Here is a 16831-nt window from a genome sequence, read left to right as displayed (position 1 = left end):
CGATCATGGTCGCCGGATCTCCGGCGTAGCGTGGAGACGACCCCACCCCCCTTCTCGAGCAGGAGACCCCTCATGCGAGCAACACTCATCCACGGCGAGCGCGACGTCCGAGTCGAGGACGTGCCCGAGCCGACCCTGTCGACCGGTCGCGACGCCATCGTCCGCGTGACCGCGGCCTGCGTGTGCGGCTCCGACCTCTGGCCCTACCGCGGCGTCACTCCCACGAAGGAGGCGCACCGCATCGGCCACGAGTTCGTGGGCGTCGTCGAGTCCGTCGGCGACGACGTGCGCGACATCTCCGTCGGCGACTTCGTCATCGCTCCGTTCTACGTCTGCGACGGCACCTGCGCCAACTGCGCGAACGGCGTCTCGACCTCGTGCCTCACCGGCGGCTGGTGGGGCTCCGAGGTCGGCGACGAGGGCTTCGCCGACGGCGCGCAGGGCGAGAAGGTCCGCGTCCCGCTGGCCGACGGCACGCTCTTCCGGGTGGGCACCGACCCCGACCCGGCGCTCATCCCGAGCCTGCTGACCCTGGCCGACGTCATGGGCACCGGCCACCACGCGGCCGTCTCGGCCGGCGTGACCGAGGGCTCCACCGTCGCGGTCGTGGGCGACGGAGCGGTCGGCCTCTGCGCCGTGCTCGCCGCCAAGCGCCTCGGCGCCACGACGATCATCGCGATGTCGCGCCACGAGTCCCGGCAGAACCTCGCCACCCGCTTCGGTGCCACCCACATCGTCGAGACGCGCGGAGACGAGGGAGTGGCCCGCGTGAAGGAGCTCACCGGCGGCATCGGTGCCGACTGCGTGCTCGAGTGCGTCGGCACCAAGGAGTCGATGCAGCAGGCGCTCGACTCGGCCCGTCCCGGCGGCATGGTCGGCTACGTCGGCGTCCCCAACGGCGGTCCGGAGCTGCCCGTGCGCCAGATGTTCGGATCGAACGTGGGGGTGAACGGCGGCGTCGCCCCCGTCCGCGGCTACATGGCGGAGCTGCTCCCGGACGTCCTCAGCGGTGCCATCGAGCCCGGCCTGGTCTTCGATCTCGAGCTCCCGCTGGAGGAGATCGCCGAGGCGTACGCCGCGATGGACGAGCGCCGCGCGATCAAGACGCTGGTCCGGCCGTAATGGGGGAGAGGGGCGTCCGCGCCGACGGAGGGGGTGGCCTCCCGCGCATGACCGCGTCAGCCCGCGCCGCGACGGCGCCCCTCTTCCACCCGGATCTCGCGGTCGGCCGCTGGATCCCGCCCGTCTCGCTCGGCCCGCGCCTGCTCCGCCTCGCCACTCGGCGCGAGGCGGTGGGCGGGGAGGCGCCGGCCGACCTCCTCGTCGAGGACCTCGAGATCCCGGGCCCCGACGGCGCGCCCGCGATCCGCGCGCGCAGCTACCGCCCCCGCATCCTGCGCGGCGCCGCGCCCGCCCTCGTCTGGATCCACGGCGGCGGCATGGTCCTCGGTAGCCATCTCCAGGACGAGTCCTCGAACATCGCGTTCGCCCGCACCCTCGGCATCAGCGTCCTCTCGGTCGACTACCGTCTCTCGCCGGCCCACCCCGCTCCGGCCGCGCTCGAGGACGTCCTCGCCGCGTTCCGCTGGCTCGTGGAGCACGCGGAGGAGCGCGGTGTCGACCCGAGCCGCCTCGCGATCGGCGGAGCCAGCGCCGGCGGAGGCCTCGCCGCCGGCGCTACTCTCCTCGCCCACGACCGCGGGGGAGTGCAGCCCGCCTTCCAGCTCCTCGTCTACCCGATGCTCGACGACCGCACGGTGACCCGCCCCGGCCCGACTCCCCGGGGCGTGCGCGTCTGGACCCCCGGCAGCAACCGGTTCGGCTGGACGTCCTACCTCGGCACCGAGCCCGGCGGCGCGGACGTCTCGCCCTACGCCGCCCCCGCCCGCCGGGACGACCTCGCCGGTCTCCCGCCCGCCTGGATCGGCGTCGGCTCGCTCGACCTCTTCCACGACGAGGACATCCGCTACGCCGAGCGCCTCCGCGCGGCCGGGGTGCCCTGCGAGCTCGAGATCGTCGACGGCGCGTTCCACGGCTTCGACGCGCTGTTCCGCCGCACCGGAGTGGCGAAGCGCTTCTGGGCCGCGCAGGCCGCCGCGCTCGGGTCGGCGCTCGCTCCGTAACGAGAGCGTGCCGAGAAGGTAATCCGCTCGAAACAGCCGGGGCCTAGGTTCGTTCTCGACCCTGCACCGACCGGGTCCTGCCCGTCGCACTTCTGCTACAACATCGCATAATCCGGACCGAACCGGAGAGAGCGACCTCCGCACCTCCTCCGCACCATCCCGCCCTGCGCCGACTTCCGCTACAAAGTAGCGAAAAGCGCCCGGACTCCAGGAGCCCCCATGAAGCGCACCGCCCGCACTTCCACCCTCGCCCTCGCCGGCACCGTCGTCGCGGCACTCGCCCTCACCGGATGCGGCCGCTCGGCCGACACCGGAGCCGCCGCCGACACCACCACGGTCGACGACTCCGCCGCGACCGGCACCGTCACCCTCTGGGCCCCGGACGGCGACGCCACCCAGCTCGACGCGGTGCTCGCCGACTACCGCGCCGAGAACCCGGACCTCGACCTCGAGATCACGCTGGTTCCCTCCGACGAGTACAACACCAAGCTGCAGACGGCGGTCGCCGCCGGCACCGCCCCCGACATCGCGTTCCTCTACACGGAGGCGCAGACGCAGTTCCTCGCGTCCGACGCGTTCGCGCCGGTGCCCGACGACCTCGTCGACTCCGACAGCTTCTTCGAGGGCTCGTGGGAGGCCGGCGAGCACGACGGCACGACCTACTCGGTGCCCTGGTACGCCTACACGCGCGTGCTCATCTACCGCTCCGACTTCGCCGAAGCCGGCGGGGTGAGCGCGCCGACGACGTGGGACGAGGCGACTCCGTTCTTCGAGGGCCTCGAGGCCGGCGGCGCCGAGAGCGGCTTCGGCGCGGACGTCGGCTGGGACACCTACAACGGCCAGACCCTCGCGACCTTCGCGCACCAGGCCGGCGCGGACCTCCTGAGCGAGGACGGCTCGGAGTGGACGATCGACACCCCCGAGATGCTCGCGGCCGCCGAGTACAACGCCTCCGTCTTCGCCGACGGCATCTCGTCGCCCGACACCCCGCAGTTCCTCGACGCGCAGCCCTATCTCGTCTCGGGCCGGACGGGCTCGATGATCAGCGGACCGTGGGTGGTCGCCACGCTGGACACCACCGCGGAGCAGGAGGGCTGGACCGAGGAGCACATCGGCACCGCCGTGCTCCCCGCCGGCCCCGACAACGGCTCCGGTCAGCTCGCGGGCGGCAGCTGGGGCGTGACCGCCTCCTCCGACAACGCCGCTTCGGCCTGGAAGGTCGTGCGGGCCACCGCCGAGCAGGACACCCAGATCGCGCAGTACGAGGCCGCCGGCAGCATGCCCGCCGTGGTCGACGCCTGGCAGGACCCGGCGATCGCCGACCAGCCCCTGCTCGACGCGTTCTTCGAGCAGCTGCAGAACGTCGAGCCGCTGCCCGCCGTCTCCACCTGGACGCAGGTGTCGACCCTGCTCGGCCAGGAGATGGAGAAGGTCGCCCGCGGCAACGAGTCGGCCGCCGATGCTCTCGCGGCCGTCCAGCGCCAGGCCGACTCGATCGGCACGGAGTGATCCTGTGGCTCTGACCGCCCTCGCCGGCCGGTCCACGGCGGGAGCGCTGCGCCAGCGCCGCTCCCGCCACGGCCGCCACTCCGGCATCGCCTGGCTCTTCCTCGCGCCGTTCGCCGTGATCTTCGCGGTGTTCACGGCGGTCCCGGTGCTCGCCTCCGTCGGCATGAGCCTCACCGACATCCGCGGCACCGATCTGCAGCAGCCGTTCGGAGTCGACTTCACGGGCCTCGAGAACTACGCGGTCCTGCTGGGCGACGCCGCGTTCCTCCGCTCGGTGCTGAACACCCTGTACTTCGTGGTGATCGGGGTGCCGCTGACGATGATGGTCGGCTTCGTGCTCGCCCTGGCGCTGAACTCGGGCATCCGGCGGCTGCGCGGTGTGTTCCGGGCGCTCTTCTACGCTCCCGTCGTCACCAACATCGTCTCGGTGGCACTGATCTGGCAGTACGCGTTCAACCAGAACGGCACCGTCAACGAGGTGCTCGGAGCGATCGGCTTCGCGGGGCCCAACTGGCTCGGCGACGAGCAGCTGGCCATGCCCGTGGTGATCCTCCTGGGTGTCTGGCGCAACTTCGGCACGGCGATGCTCCTGTTCCTCGCGGGCCTCCAGTCGGTGCCCGAGGACGTGCACGAGGCCGCCTCGCTCGACGGCGCGACCCCGTGGCGCCGCCTCGTCTCGATCACCGTGCCCCTGCTGATGCCCACGACCCTGCTGATCTCGGTGCTGCTCTCCGTCTTCTTCCTCCAGGTCTTCGACGAGCCGTACCTGCTCACGGGCGGCGGCCCGGTCGGCTCCACCGAGTCAATGGCGCTGTACACCTACCGCCAGTTCGGCTTCGGGAACATCGGCGTCTCGTCGGCCGCCTCCTTCCTCCTCCTGCTCATCGTCGCGCTCGTCAGCGCGCTGCAGTTCCGTCTGCTGAGGTCCCGCTCATGACCACCACCGCCACCCTTCCGCCCGTCGCCCCGCCGACCGCGGCGCCGCGTCCGCCCGCCCGCGAGACCGCCACGCGCGCGGCCGCCGAGCGCCGGCGGCACCTCGTGCTCTACCCGGTTCTCGCCGTGCTCGCGGCGATCACGCTGCTGCCCTTCGTCTGGGTGATCTCGGGATCGCTCCGCACCACGGCCGACATCAGCGCGGACCCCGGCGCCTGGCTCCCGTCGGCGGTGACGCTCGACAACTTCGCGCGGCTGTTCTCGCAGGCCGGCTTCAGCGGCTACCTCGCCAACAGCCTCGTCGTCGCCGGCGTCGTGGTGGCGGGCAACGTGGTGGCCGCGGCCGCCGCCGGCTACGCCCTCGCCAAGCTCGACTTCGCCGGGAAGCGGTTCGCGATGGCCGCGGTGCTGATCTCGCTGATGATGCCGTTCTCGGCGGTCTTCGTGCCGCAGTTCGTGGTGACGGTGCGCCTGGGGCTCGTGAACACCCTGGCCGGAATCGCGCTGCCCTCGCTCGTGCTGCCGATCTCGATCTTCATCGTCCGCCAGTTCGCCGAGAGCATCCCGGAGGAGCTCCTCGAGGCCGCGCGGATCGACGGGGCGAGCGAGCTGCGGATCTTCGCGCAGGTGTTCCTGCCGCTGGCCGGGCCCGCGCTCGCGACGGTGACGATCATGTCGTTCCTCGCCGCGTGGAACAACTTCATCTGGCCGCTCCTGGTCGCGCAGGACGCCTCGACCTACACGCTCCCCGTCGGACTCGCGGCCACGCGGCAGGCGGCGCAGAACGTCACCGACTACGGGCTCGTGCTGGCCGGCGCGGTCGTCGTGATGCTGCCGGTGCTGGTGCTCTTCCTGCTCCTGCAGCGCTACTTCGTGCAGGGTATCGTCGCGACGGGGATGAAGTGAGCGGAGCGTCGGGCGTGGAGATCGTGGTCGAGGCCGCTTGCGGGGCCGTCGTCGGATGGGCCGAGGGGGGCGTCGCCCGGTTCCTCGGGGTGCCGTTCGCCGAGGCGCCGACGGGTGCGCGCCGCTTCACCCCGCCCGAACCCCGCTCCGCCTTCACGGCGCCGTTCGACGCCTCGAGCTACGGCGCGACCCCGCAGCGGGGCCGGCCGTTCGAGTTCACGACGATCCCCGAGCACTCGATCCCCGGCGAGGACTCGCTGAGCGTCAACGTGTTCGCCCCGCTCGGCGCCGACGCCCTCCCCGTGCTAGTCTACCTGCACGGCGGCGGGTACGTGACCGGAGCCGCCTCCAGCGACTGGCACGAGGGCTCGGCCTTCGCACGGGACGGCGTGATCGTCGTGACCGCGTCCTACCGGCTCGGCGTCGACGGGTTCGGCGTGGTCGACGGCGACGCCAACCGCGGTGTCCGCGACTGGCTGCAGGCGCTGCGTTGGGTCCAGGTGAACATCGCGTCCTTCGGCGGTGACCCCGCCCGGGTGACGATCGCCGGGCAGTCCGCCGGGGGCGGCGCGGTCCTGACCCTCCTCGGCTGCGCGGAGGCGCAGCCCCTGTTCGCCCGCGCCGTCGCGATCTCGCCGACCGACCGCAGCGTGCCGCTCGCGGAGGCGGAGGAGCAGCTCGCGGCGTTCGCCCACTCCCTCGGCGTCCCGCCGACCGCCGAGGGGCTCGCCTCGCTCGACCGCGACGGCCTGTCCGAGACGGTCGCGCTGACGATGATGCCCGGGTCCGCGCACTCGATCGTGCTCGCGCCCGTCTCGGGCGACGCGCTGCTCCCGCTCCCGGTGGCGGAGGCGACCGCGCACGTCGGCCGCGACAAGCCGCTCCTGATCGGGGCGACCGCCGACGAGTTCGACAGCCCGCGCCTCGAGCGCGCGGAGGGCGCGCCCCCGCGCGCCACCGACCTGCTGTTCCGCCGGGCGGTCCTGCAGGCCGCGCGCAACCGCGGCTCCGCGTCCACCTGGCTGTACTCCTTCGACTGGGTCTCGCCGATCATCGGCGGCGCGGCGCACTGCCTCGATCTGCCGTTCCTCTTCGACCACCTCGACGCCGAGGGCACCGAGCGCGTGCTGGGCGCGGTTCCTCCGCAGGCGCTCGCCGATGTGATGCACGCCGAGCTCGTCGCCTTCGTCCGCGGCGAGGATCCGCACTGGCCCGCGGCGAGCGGAGTCGCGGGAGACGCGGCCCGCGTCTACGACGTCGCCCCCTCGGTCGTGCCCGGGCGCTTCGACGACGTGCTGCCCCTGGTCGCGGACGTCGGCGCATGAGGGCCGGAGTCGACCCGAGCACCCTCCGCCGCCTCAACTCCGGAGTCGTGCTGCGCGCGCTCGCCGAGCACGACGAGCCGGTGACCACGGCGGTCCTGGTGCGCGAGGTCGCCCTGTCGCGCCGCACGGTCGAGCTGATCCTGTCGGGCCTGTGCACTGCGGGCTGGGTGGACGAGACGGCGCCCGACCCGGCGCGATCGGACGTCGGCCGCCCGCCGCGCACCTTCCGCTTCCGGGCCGACCGCGCGCTCGTCGCGGCCGTCCGCATCGACACGGACTTCGCCACCGCGGTCGTCTGCGACATCCGCGGTCGGATCCTCGGCCGCTCGATGCGGGCCCTGCGCGACTACCACTCGCCCGAGGCGGCCGTCGAGGACGCCGTCCTCGCGGTCGACGCCGCGGTCGCCGAGTCGGGGCTCCCGCGAGAGCGGATCCGCGCCGGTGCGATCGCGGCGGGTGGCGCGATCGACGAGGACGGCGTCGTCAGCCGGCTCGTCAACTCGGAGCGGTGGAACGGGTTCGCCCTGGCCGACGCCGTGTCGACGCGGCTGGGCGTGCCGGTCTTCGCCGACAACGACGCCAACCTCGCGGCGCTCGCCGAGCGCTGGCGAGGGGTGTCGTCCGACGCCCCCACGTCGGCCTGGTGCATCTTCGGCAACCGCACCGGCATCGGCCTGGTCATCGGCGGCTCCGTGCACCGCGGCTTCCGCGGAGCGGCGGGCGAGGTGGTCGAGGCCGGCGCGATGGGAGCGAGCCGGATGGAGGACACTCCGTTCGGTCGCCTGACCTCGCCCCGGCGCAGCGACCGGGAGGCGGCTCTCGCGGCCGTCGAGGCCGCGCGCGCCGGCGACCCGGTCGCGCTGCGGGAGCTCGACGCCTTCGCCGCGCACCTCGCCGAGCTCCTCTCGACCCTGGCCTGGACGGTGTCGCCCGACCTGTTCGTCCTCGGTGGCGGGCTGGAGGACGCCGACGACCTGCTGCTCCCGCGCGTGGCCGAGGCGATGCGCCGGCTACGCACCCTCGACGTGTCCGTCCGCTCGACGGGCCTCGGGGCCGACGCGCCGCTGATCGGCGCCGTCAAGTCCGTGCTGGACCGCATGGACGCCGAGTTCTTCGGCCCGACCCTGGCCGCCACGGCCGACTGACCCCTCTCTTCCCCTCACCCGCGCCCGCCGCGCGGCACGACAGGAGCACCATGCCCGAGACCACCACCCCCGTCGACGTCCTGCTCGTGGGCAGCGGCATCATGGGGGCCGCGATCGCCCGGGGGCTGCGCGACGCCGACCCCGCCGTCCGCCTCCTGATGATCGACGGCGGCCCGGCCGTCGGCTCCGTCCCCGGTCTGCACCTGCACGACAGCGAGGAGCCCGAGATCTGGAGCCGCTACAACCAGCGCGTCGCGACCGGCGTGCAGGGCATGTACACCGGCGCCGACGTCACTCCGGACATCACCGACGAGCTCCGCTCGGTCGCGCCCGGCATGTACAACCTCTCTGCGATGGGCGAGGACGCGGCCGCGATGCCCGCGACCGCGGTGTCGTGGAACGTCGGCGGCATGGGCGTGCACTGGACGGCGGCGACCCCGTGGCCCGCCGGCGACGAGGTCTTCGACGGCGGCGACCCGGCGCAGTGGGAGGCGGACCTCGCCCGCGCGCGCGAGCTGCTCGACGTGCACGACTCCCCGCTGGGCCCGACCGCTCCGGGACGCGTGGTGCTGGACGTGCTCGAGGACGCGTTCGGCGCGGTCAGCGCCGACGGCCGCCACCCCCAGCCGATGCCGATGGCCGTCGCCGGCAACCCCTCCGGACCGCTGCTGCGCACCGGCCCCAGTCGGATCTTCCCGCCGATCGCGCTCGGCGGTGACGAGGCGTTCGAGCTGCGCCCCGGCACTCTGGCGATCGTGATCCTCCGCGACGGCGACCGCGCCGTCGGAGTCCGGGTGCGCGAGACGGCGACGGGCCGCGAGTACGACATCGGGGCGCGCACCGTGATCGTCTGCGCCGACGTGGTGCGCACGCCGCAGCTGCTGTTCGCGTCGGGCATCCGGCCGGAGGCGCTCGGCCGGTTCCTCAACGAGCACGCTTTCGTCACCGGCCGGGTGGTGATGGACCTCGAGCGCTTCGGTCTGACCGCGGAGTCGCTCCCGCGCCTGCGCGAGGGCGAGTTCGCCGTCGATTCGCTCTGGCTCCCGCAGAACGGCGACGAGCAGCCGTTCCACGGGCAGATCATGAACACCGTCTTCATCGACGAGGAGCACCGCCCGTTCGCCTACTCGGTCGGGCTGTCGTTCTACACGCCGGTCGAATCGCGCGCCGAGAACCGGCTCGTGTTCTCGGAGGAGGAGACCGACGTGACCGGTCTGCCCCGGCTCCGCGTCGAGTTCGAGTACAGCGACCGCGACCGCGAGCTGATCCGGGCGGCCGAGGAGCGGATCCGCGAGATCGCCGAGCGCTTCGGCGCGTTCGATCCGCTGACCGAGAGCGCGGTGCTCGCTCCCGGCTCCTCGCTGCACCTCACCGGCACCGTCCGCTCGGGGGCCGTGGACGACGGGGCGAGCGTCTGCGATCCGTCCGGTCGCGTCTGGGGCGTCGACGGCCTCTACGTCGCCGGCAACGGAGTGATCCCGACCCCGGTCGTCTGCAATGCCACGCTGACGGGGACGGTCACCGCCGTCCGCGCGACGCGGGCCGTGCTCGCCGAGCTCGCGGCCGCCCGCGTCTGACCCCTTCCCCTTCCCGCCCGAACCGTCCCCAGGAGGACCCGTGAAGATCGACCAGCTCGCCACCCGCTACGAGATCGCCCTGCCCGCATGGATCGAGGACGCCCTCCGCGACGTCCCCGACGCCCTGCCCGAGCGAGAGGACCGCATGGCCCTCGTGCACGCGCTCGCCGACCGCAACTTCCGCGAGGGCAACGGAGGCCCGTTCGCCGCGATCGTCGTCGAGCGCGACTCCGGTCGCCTCGTCTCGGTCGGGGTGAACGTGGTCCTCGCGAGCGGAGTCTCCTCCGGGCACGCGGAGGTCACCGCCCTCGGCCTCGCCCAGACCGCGATCGGCGCCTGGGACCTCGGCGGCGAGGGCCAGCCCGCGCACGAGCTCGTCGTCAACTGGCGCCCGTGCGTGCAGTGCTACGGAGCGACGCTGTGGTCGGGCGTGCGCCGTCTCGTCGTCGCGGGGTCCGGCCCCGAGCTCGAGGAGATCACGACGTTCGACGAGGGCCCGATGCGCGAGGACTGGGCCGCCGCCTTCGAGGCGCGCGGCATCGAGGTCGTCGACGGCGTGCTCCGCGACGAGGCGCTCGCGGTCTTCCACGCCTACCGCTCGCACGTCGACGAGGGCTCCGTCCTCGTCTACAACGCCCGCGCCGCCGACTGACCGCCCGCACCACCGCTTCAGGAAAGAGGACCGCCGTGCTCCGCCGCTCCCAGTTCGCGCTCAACGCCATCCAGTGGATCAACGTCAAGGCCGATCCGACCGACCCGTCGAGCGAGTCGCTCTGGCGCTTCGCCGACCCCCACTTCCGCGCCGAGTACCCGGACGTGCTCCGCGAGATCCGCGAGGCGGGCTTCGGGGCGACGATGCTCGAGGTGCTCTCGACGCAGACGCTGCAGGACTACGCCCGCATGATCGAGGACTCGGGGCTCGCGCTCGCCCCCGGCTACGCCTCCGTCGCCCTGCCGGAGGACCACGGCCGGATCCTCGAGCGCGGCTCCGCCGAGTGGATCCACTGGTTCGACGGGGTCCGCCGCAAGGCCGAGGAGTCGAACTACGTCGGCCTCGACACGGTCTTCCTCGCTCCCGAGGTGAGCTTCGAGCCGGGCGTGGTGCGCACCCTCGAGGCGGTGGCGGTCGGAGCCGTCTTCGACGAGGACCGGCTGGACCGCGTCATCGAGATCCTGGCCGAGGCGGCGGAGGTGCTGCGCGCGGAGGGGGTGCACGCGGGCCTGCACAACCACGTGGGCACCTGGGTCGAGACCGAGCACGAGATCGACCGCGTCCTCGGCGCGATCGACGCCGACCTGCTGGGCGCCTCGTTCGACATCGGCCACCTCGTCTGGGCGGGCATCGACCCGGTGGCGACCATCGAGCGCTACTCCGATCGCCTCGTCGATCTGCACGTGAAGGACCTGCACCTGGGCATCGCGGAGGCGAGCCGGGCCGTGCCCACGGCTTACGACCGCGCGACCGACGCCGGCGTCTTCCTCGAGCCCGGGCTCGGCGGCATCGACCTCGACGGCGTGCTCGCGGCCCTGCCCGAGGACTTCGGCGGTTGGATCATCGTCGAGGTCGACCGGGCGAGCATGCCGCCGGCCGAGAGCGCGAAGGTCAGCGGAGCCTGGCTCGACCGGGTCGCCACCGACTGAACGGGCGAGCCGCCCCCGATCTGTCGGGGGCGGCTCGGGAGTCAGACGTTCCCGGGCGTGTACGTCTCGGAGGCGCGCCACCAGTCGTCGAACATCGAGAGCGGCACCTGCCGCTTGTGCTCGGTCGCGGCGTAGCGCGCCTCGATCGCCTCGGCGACGGCGGGATCGACGTCCCCGCCCTCGAGGTACTCGTCGAGGTCGGCGTAGACGAGACCCAGGTTCGACTCGTCGGTCTGACCGGGGTTCTCGTCGAGGAGGTCGGCGGTGGGCGCCTTCTCGTAGAGGCGCGCCGGGGCGTCGAGGTGCTCGAGGAGGGAGCGGCCCTGGCGCTTGGTGAGGCCCGTCAGCGGCAGCACGTCGGCGCCGCCGTCGCCGAACTTGGTGAAGAACCCGGTGACCGCCTCGGCCGCGTGGTCGGTGCCGACGACGAGCATGCCCGCCTGTCCGGCGATCGCGTACTGGGCGATCATGCGGGCGCGGGCCTTGACGTTGCCCTTCACGAAGTCCGAGATCGGCTCGTCGAGGGCGTCGCCGAACGCCGCCGCGATGCCGTCCACGCCCTGGTGGATGTCGAAGGTCACCTGGCGGTCGGGTCGGATGAAGGTCAGCGCGAGCTGCGCGTCCTCCTCGTCGGCCTGGACGCGGTACGGCAGGCGCACCGCGATGAAGGAGGCGTCGCCTCCGCTCGCGCGCACCTGCTCGACGGCGAGCTGGCAGAGCCGTCCGGCCAGGCTCGAGTCCTGGCCGCCGCTGATGCCGAGCACGAGGCCCGCGGCGCCGGTGTGGCGGAGGTAGTCGGCGAGGAAGCCGACGCGCCGCTCGACCTCGACGGCCGGATCGACGGTGGGGGAGACGTGGAGCTCGGAGATGATCTGCTGCTGGAGGTCACGCACGGCTTCACGCTACTCCCGATGCCGCCGCCCGTCCGGAGTTCGGAGCCGACCTGGAGTGTTCGGCCCGCAGCTCGCCGGTCGAGAGGGAGCAGCGGGCGCGACGCCCGGCCGCCCGTCCTGCTGGTCTGGTCGCGGGTCGGGCCTCGCATCCTGCTGGTCGTGTCTCGGTCGCGGGTCCGGTCTCGCATCCTGCTGGTCGTGTCTCGGTCCCGATTCCCGCCGCGCCTCCTGCTGGTCGAGTAGCCGCCGCAGGCGGCGTATCGAGACCCGCGTGCTCCAGGAGACGGGGATCTCGATACGGCCGGTGCGCGGCCTCCTCGATCAGCAAGATGCCGGATGCCGGATCGCCGGTCGCCTCGCCCGATGCCTGCTGGTCGAGTAGTCGCCGCAGGCGACGTATCGAGACCCGCCTGCTCCGGCCTCGGGGATCTCGATACGGCCGCTGCGCGGCCTACTCGATCAGCCGGATGCCGGATGCCGGATGCCCGATCGCTGGTTGCCTCGCCTGATGCATGCTGGTCGAGTAGCTGCCGCAGGCGGCGTATCGAGACCCGCCTGCTCCAGCCTCTGGGATCTCGATACGGCCGCTGCGTGGCCGGCTCGATCAGCAGGGAGCGACCGGCTCAGCCGCGCGCCGCGACGATCCGCGCGATCCGCTCGGGCACCGTGTCGTCCTGGAGGCTCGTCACGTCGCCCAGGGCCCGCCCGTCGCGGATGTCGCCGAGCAGGCGCCGCATGATCTTGCCCGAGCGGGTCTTCGGCAGGTCCGGCACGATCACCACGTCGCGCGGCTTCGCGATCGGCCCGATCGCCGACGCGACGTGCTCGCGCAGCACGCCCGCGAGGTCCGAGGCGAGCCCGTTCCAGTAGGCGGGATCGTCCTGCGCCCGATCGATCGCCTCGTCCGAGGGGATCACGAAGGCCGCGATCGCCTGACCGGTCGTGGCGTCCTCGACGCCGACCACCCCCGCTTCTCCGACGGCCGGGTGCGCGACGAGCGCCGATTCGATCTCGATCGTCGACAGCCGGTGACCCGACACGTTGATGACGTCGTCCACGCGTCCGAGCACCCAGATGTCGCCGTCGGCGTCGTACTTCGCGCCGTCACCCGAGAAGAAGTAGCCCTGCTCGGCGAAGCGCGCCCAGTAGGAGTCGCGGTACCGCTCCGGGTTCCCCCAGACCGTGCGTGCGAGCGCGGGCCCGGTGCGGTCGACGACGAGGTAGCCGCCCGAGCCGTTCGGCACCCGCTGCCCCGCGTCGTCGACGACGAGCGTCGTGAGCCCGGGCAGCGCGCCGAGCGAGGACCCGGGCTTGAGTGTCGAGACGCCGGGCAGCGGGCACATGACGGCCGCACCGGTCTCGGACTGCCACCAGGTGTCGACGATCGGGCAGCGCCCGCCGCCGATCCGCTCGTGGAACCAGACCCACGCCTCGGGGTTGATCGACTCGCCGACCGTGCCGAGCAGCCGCAGGCTCGACAGGTCGTACTGCGCGGGCACCCCGTCGGGGAACCAGGTCATGAGCGTGCGGATCAGCGTCGGCGCCGTGTAGTAGACGGTCACTCCGTAGCGCTCGATGATCTCGAAGTGCCGCGCCGTGTGCGGGGTGTTCGGCGTGCCCTCGTAGATCACCTGCGTGAGCCCGTTCGAGAGCGGACCGTAGATCTCGTAGGTGTGCGCGGTGACCCAGGCGAGGTCGGCCGTGCACCAGTGCACGTCGTCGGGCTTCGCGTCGAAGAGCGCCCAGTGCGTCCACGACGCCTGCGTGAGGTAGCCGCCGCTGGTGTGCACGAGGCCCTTGGGCTTCCCGGTCGTGCCCGAGGTGTAGATGATGAACAGCGGCGTCTCGGAGTCGAACGCCTCGGCCTCGTGGACCTCGCTCGCGGTGTCGACGACGTCGTGCCACCAGACGTCGCGACCCGGCGTCCAGGGCAGGTCGGGGGTCTCGTCGCCGGTGCGGCGCACGACCAGCACGTGCTCGATCGACTCGACTCCCGCGACGGCGTGGTCGGCGCTCGCCTTGACCGCGACGGCCTTCCCGCGGCGGAACTGGCCGTCGGTCGTGACGAGCAGCTTCGCCCCGGTGTCCTCGACGCGGAACCGGACCGCCTCGGCCGAGAACCCGCCGAAGACCAGCGAGTGGATCGCTCCGATACGGGCGATCGCGAGGGTGATCACGACGGTCTCGGGGATCACGGGGAGGTACACGACGACGCGGTCGCCCTTCCCGATTCCCAGCGCCGTCAGAGCGTTCGCGGCTTTCGACACCTCGCGCTGCAGGTCGGAGTACGTGAGGGTGCGGCGGTCTCCGCGCTCGCCCTCGAAGTGCAGGGCGGCCTTGTCACCGCGCCCGGCGTCGACGTGACGGTCGACGCAGTTCACGGCCACGTTCAGGCGGCCGCCCTCGAACCAGGTGGCTCGGGGGACGGAGAGGCTGCCGTCGGCCTGCGGAACGGCGGGCTCCCACGTGTGCGCGGTCGTCCAGGGCTCCGTCCAGTCGAGGCGCCGGGCCGCCTCCTCCCAGAACGCGACCGGATCGGCGGCCGCCCGCGCGTACTCGTCCGCTCCCACGTTCGCCTGCGCGGCGAACGACTCGGGGGCGGGGAAGCGGCGGGTCTCCTCGAGGAGGTTCGCGATCGTGTCGGTCATGACGTCGTCCTTTCGGAGGGGGAGGGCACGGTGCTCACGCCCACTTCGCCACGGCGTAGCGCTGGAACACGCCCACCACGGCGTCGGTGAGCTTGCCGAGCACCGCGAGCAGGATGATCGCGAGGAACACGCGGTCGATCCGCCCGTTGTTCTGGCTGTCGATGAGCCGGAAGCCCAGCCCCATCGACGAGGCGATCAGCTCGGACGCGACGAGGAACAGCCACGACTGGGCGAGAGCGAGCCGGAGCCCCGCGATGACCGCGGGCACGACGGCCGGCAGCTGCACGGTGGTGAAGAGCCGGACGCCCGACAGCCCGAAGGCGCGGCCCGCCTCGACCAGGTGGCGGTCGACGTGGCCCAGCGCCGTGGCGACGGTGGTGAACACCGGGAAGAACGCACCGATCGTGATCAGCGTGATCTTCGACTCCTCGCCGATCCCGAGCCAGAGCAGCAGCAGCGGCACCCATGCGAGCGACGGCACCGCCCGGATCGCGCCGAGGGTCGGGCCGAGCACGACCTCCCAGACCCGCGACAGCCCGAAGAGCGCTCCGATCAGGAGGCCGAGGGCCGAGCCGAGGGCGAAGCCGATCAGCACGCGCTGAGTCGAGATCGCGACGTCCTGGCCGAGGTCGCCGCGCTGGGCGAGATCGAGCCCCGCCGCCCACACCATCGCCGGCGAGGGGAACACCGACAGTGACACGAGACCCGTGGTGGTCGCGATCTGCCAGGCGAGCAGCAGCACGATCGGCAGGACCGCCCCGCCGACCACGACGAACCAGCGCTTCGACGTCAGCGGACGGGTGTGCGCAGCGGAGTCGTCGCGGAGCCGCTTCTGCGACGCCCCGGCGGTCGGCCCCACCACTGCGGCGCCGACCGCGCCCGGCGCCTGCACCGTCCCGGTGCTGAGCCGGATCAGGTCGGCGTCCGTCGTCTGGGCGTCGGTCGTCCGGTCGTCACGGATCGCCATGGTCGTCTCCTCGTGAGCGGTGGATCGGGGGACGGAGCGGCTCAGCCGATCGCGTCGGGGTCGGCGGCCTTCGCGTAGGTGTCGTCGAGCAGCGTGTCGAGCGCCTCGTCGACCTGGTCCTGCGAGGCGACGTCGCCGTTCGCGACGAAGATCGGGCCGATCACCGCGAGCACGTCGGTCTGCGCGGATCCGGGAACGTTGTCGACGTCGAGGTTGCTGCGCTCGGTGATGACGGTCGTGGCGACCGCGACGTCGAGACCGGCGACGGAGGCGAGGATGCTCGCGGTCTCGTCCTGATTCTCGAGGGCCCAGGCGCGGGCGTGCTCGTAGGCGTTCACGACGGTCTGCGCGAGGTCCGGCTTCTCGGCGAGGAAGCTCTCGGTGGCGTTGAGCAGGCCGTAGGAGTTGAAGTCGACGTTGCGGTAGAGCAGGGTCGCACCGGCCGCCTCGGCGCCCGCCATGATCGGGTCGAGCCCGGCCCACGCATCGACCGAGCCGTTCTGCAGCGCGGCCCAGCCGTCGGCGTGCTGCAGGTTCTGCACCGTGACGTCGTCGATGCCGAGACCGGCCTCCTCGAGCGCCTGCACGAGGAAGAAGTAGGGATCGGTGCCCTTGGTCGCGGCGATCTGCTTGCCCTTGAGCTGCTCGACGCTCGTGATGCTCGAGCCCGCCGGGACGACGAGCGCCGACCACTCCGGCTGCGAGAAGATGTCGATCGTCTTGATGGTCGAGCCGTTGGAGCGGGCGAGCAGGGCCGCCGAGCCCGCGGTCGAGCCGACGTCGATCGCTCCGGCGCGCAGGGCCTCGTTGGCCTTGTTCGACCCGGCCGACTGCACCCAGGTGACCGTGACCTGCTGCTCGGCGAGGGCCGCCTCGAGCCAGCCCTTCTCCTTGATCACCAGGCTCAGCGGGTTGTAGGTGGCGAAGTCGAGCGTCAGCGTTCCGCCCTGCGTGACGGCGCCCTCGGCCGCGTCGGCGGTGGCGGCCGCGGCGCCCCCGGAGCCCTCGCCCTGCACGCAGCCCGCGAGCAGGGGCACGGCGGCGGCGGTGAGCAGGCCGGCGAGAGCGGTGCGGCGCGTGAGCGCGGTGGTGGTGAACGACATGGTGGCCTCTGCTTCGGTGCGGTTCCGGGGGTGGAACGAGTGTGGGGCGGGGGAGACG

At 72.7% G+C, this 16831-nt stretch carries 14 protein-coding genes; 10 read left to right on the top strand and 4 right to left on the bottom strand.

Features of this window, described 5'->3' with window-relative positions:
• Positions 1 to 72: 72 nt before the first annotated feature.
• From NB037_RS14980 to NB037_RS14935, 10 genes are all read left to right on the top strand, one after another.
• Positions 73 to 1122 carry a zinc-dependent alcohol dehydrogenase family protein gene (locus NB037_RS14980; protein WP_251947015.1) on the top strand — a complete coding sequence of 350 codons (1050 nt, stop codon included), beginning with the start codon at positions 73 to 75 and terminating at the stop codon, positions 1120 to 1122.
• A gap of 47 nt (positions 1123 to 1169) precedes the next feature.
• Positions 1170 to 2123, top strand: coding sequence for an alpha/beta hydrolase (locus tag NB037_RS14975; protein WP_251947013.1), 954 nt, complete (start codon positions 1170 to 1172; stop codon positions 2121 to 2123).
• A gap of 219 nt (positions 2124 to 2342) precedes the next feature.
• Positions 2343 to 3632: an extracellular solute-binding protein gene (locus NB037_RS14970; protein ID WP_251947011.1), complete on the top strand. Its 1290-nt coding sequence runs from the start codon at positions 2343 to 2345 to the stop codon at positions 3630 to 3632.
• A 4-nt stretch (positions 3633 to 3636) separates the two neighbouring features.
• On the top strand, positions 3637 to 4569 hold the full coding sequence (locus tag NB037_RS14965) for a carbohydrate ABC transporter permease (protein ID WP_251947008.1): 933 nt from the start codon (positions 3637 to 3639) through the stop codon (positions 4567 to 4569).
• A complete protein-coding gene (locus tag NB037_RS14960; RefSeq protein WP_251947006.1) occupies positions 4566 to 5474 on the top strand; it encodes a carbohydrate ABC transporter permease in 909 nt (302 codons plus the stop codon). The genes NB037_RS14965 and NB037_RS14960 overlap by 4 nt, the downstream gene beginning before the upstream one ends.
• Entirely contained in the window at positions 5471 to 6799 is a 1329-nt protein-coding gene (locus NB037_RS14955; RefSeq protein WP_251947005.1) for a carboxylesterase family protein, read from the top strand. Before NB037_RS14960 ends, NB037_RS14955 begins: the two co-directional genes overlap by 4 nt.
• Positions 6796 to 7944, top strand: a complete 1149-nt coding sequence (locus tag NB037_RS14950; protein ID WP_251947003.1) for an ROK family protein — start codon at positions 6796 to 6798, stop codon at positions 7942 to 7944. The genes NB037_RS14955 and NB037_RS14950 overlap by 4 nt, the downstream gene beginning before the upstream one ends.
• A gap of 50 nt (positions 7945 to 7994) precedes the next feature.
• On the top strand, positions 7995 to 9521 hold the full coding sequence (locus NB037_RS14945) for a GMC oxidoreductase (RefSeq protein WP_251947001.1): 1527 nt from the start codon (positions 7995 to 7997) through the stop codon (positions 9519 to 9521).
• A gap of 40 nt (positions 9522 to 9561) precedes the next feature.
• Positions 9562 to 10173 carry a nucleoside deaminase gene (locus tag NB037_RS14940; protein WP_251946999.1) on the top strand — a complete coding sequence of 204 codons (612 nt, stop codon included), beginning with the start codon at positions 9562 to 9564 and terminating at the stop codon, positions 10171 to 10173.
• 35 nt (positions 10174 to 10208) lie between these two features.
• A complete protein-coding gene (locus tag NB037_RS14935) occupies positions 10209 to 11162 on the top strand; it encodes a sugar phosphate isomerase/epimerase family protein (RefSeq protein WP_251946997.1) in 954 nt (317 codons plus the stop codon).
• A 41-nt stretch (positions 11163 to 11203) separates the two neighbouring features.
• Here the strand turns inward: NB037_RS14935 and nadE are convergent, their stop codons facing one another.
• The 4 genes from nadE to NB037_RS14915 form a co-directional block, all read right to left on the bottom strand.
• Positions 11204 to 12055 carry an NAD(+) synthase gene (gene nadE, locus NB037_RS14930; protein WP_251946995.1) on the bottom strand — a complete coding sequence of 284 codons (852 nt, stop codon included), beginning with the start codon at positions 12053 to 12055 and terminating at the stop codon, positions 11204 to 11206.
• 623 nt (positions 12056 to 12678) lie between these two features.
• On the bottom strand, positions 12679 to 14703 hold the full coding sequence (gene acs / locus NB037_RS14925; RefSeq protein ID WP_251946993.1) for an acetate--CoA ligase: 2025 nt from the start codon (positions 14701 to 14703) through the stop codon (positions 12679 to 12681).
• A 34-nt stretch (positions 14704 to 14737) separates the two neighbouring features.
• A complete protein-coding gene (locus NB037_RS14920; RefSeq protein WP_251946991.1) occupies positions 14738 to 15670 on the bottom strand; it encodes an ABC transporter permease in 933 nt (310 codons plus the stop codon).
• A 41-nt stretch (positions 15671 to 15711) separates the two neighbouring features.
• A complete protein-coding gene (locus NB037_RS14915) occupies positions 15712 to 16773 on the bottom strand; it encodes an aliphatic sulfonate ABC transporter substrate-binding protein (RefSeq protein ID WP_251946989.1) in 1062 nt (353 codons plus the stop codon).
• Between the last annotated feature and the right edge of the window lie 58 nt (positions 16774 to 16831).

Origin of the sequence: Rathayibacter rubneri (assembly GCF_023743255.1) — a bacterium.
Classification (GTDB): Bacteria; Actinomycetota; Actinomycetes; order Actinomycetales; family Microbacteriaceae; genus Rathayibacter; species Rathayibacter rubneri.
Note: the sequence above shows the minus strand (reverse complement) of the source record. Positions and strands in the feature narration are given on the sequence as shown.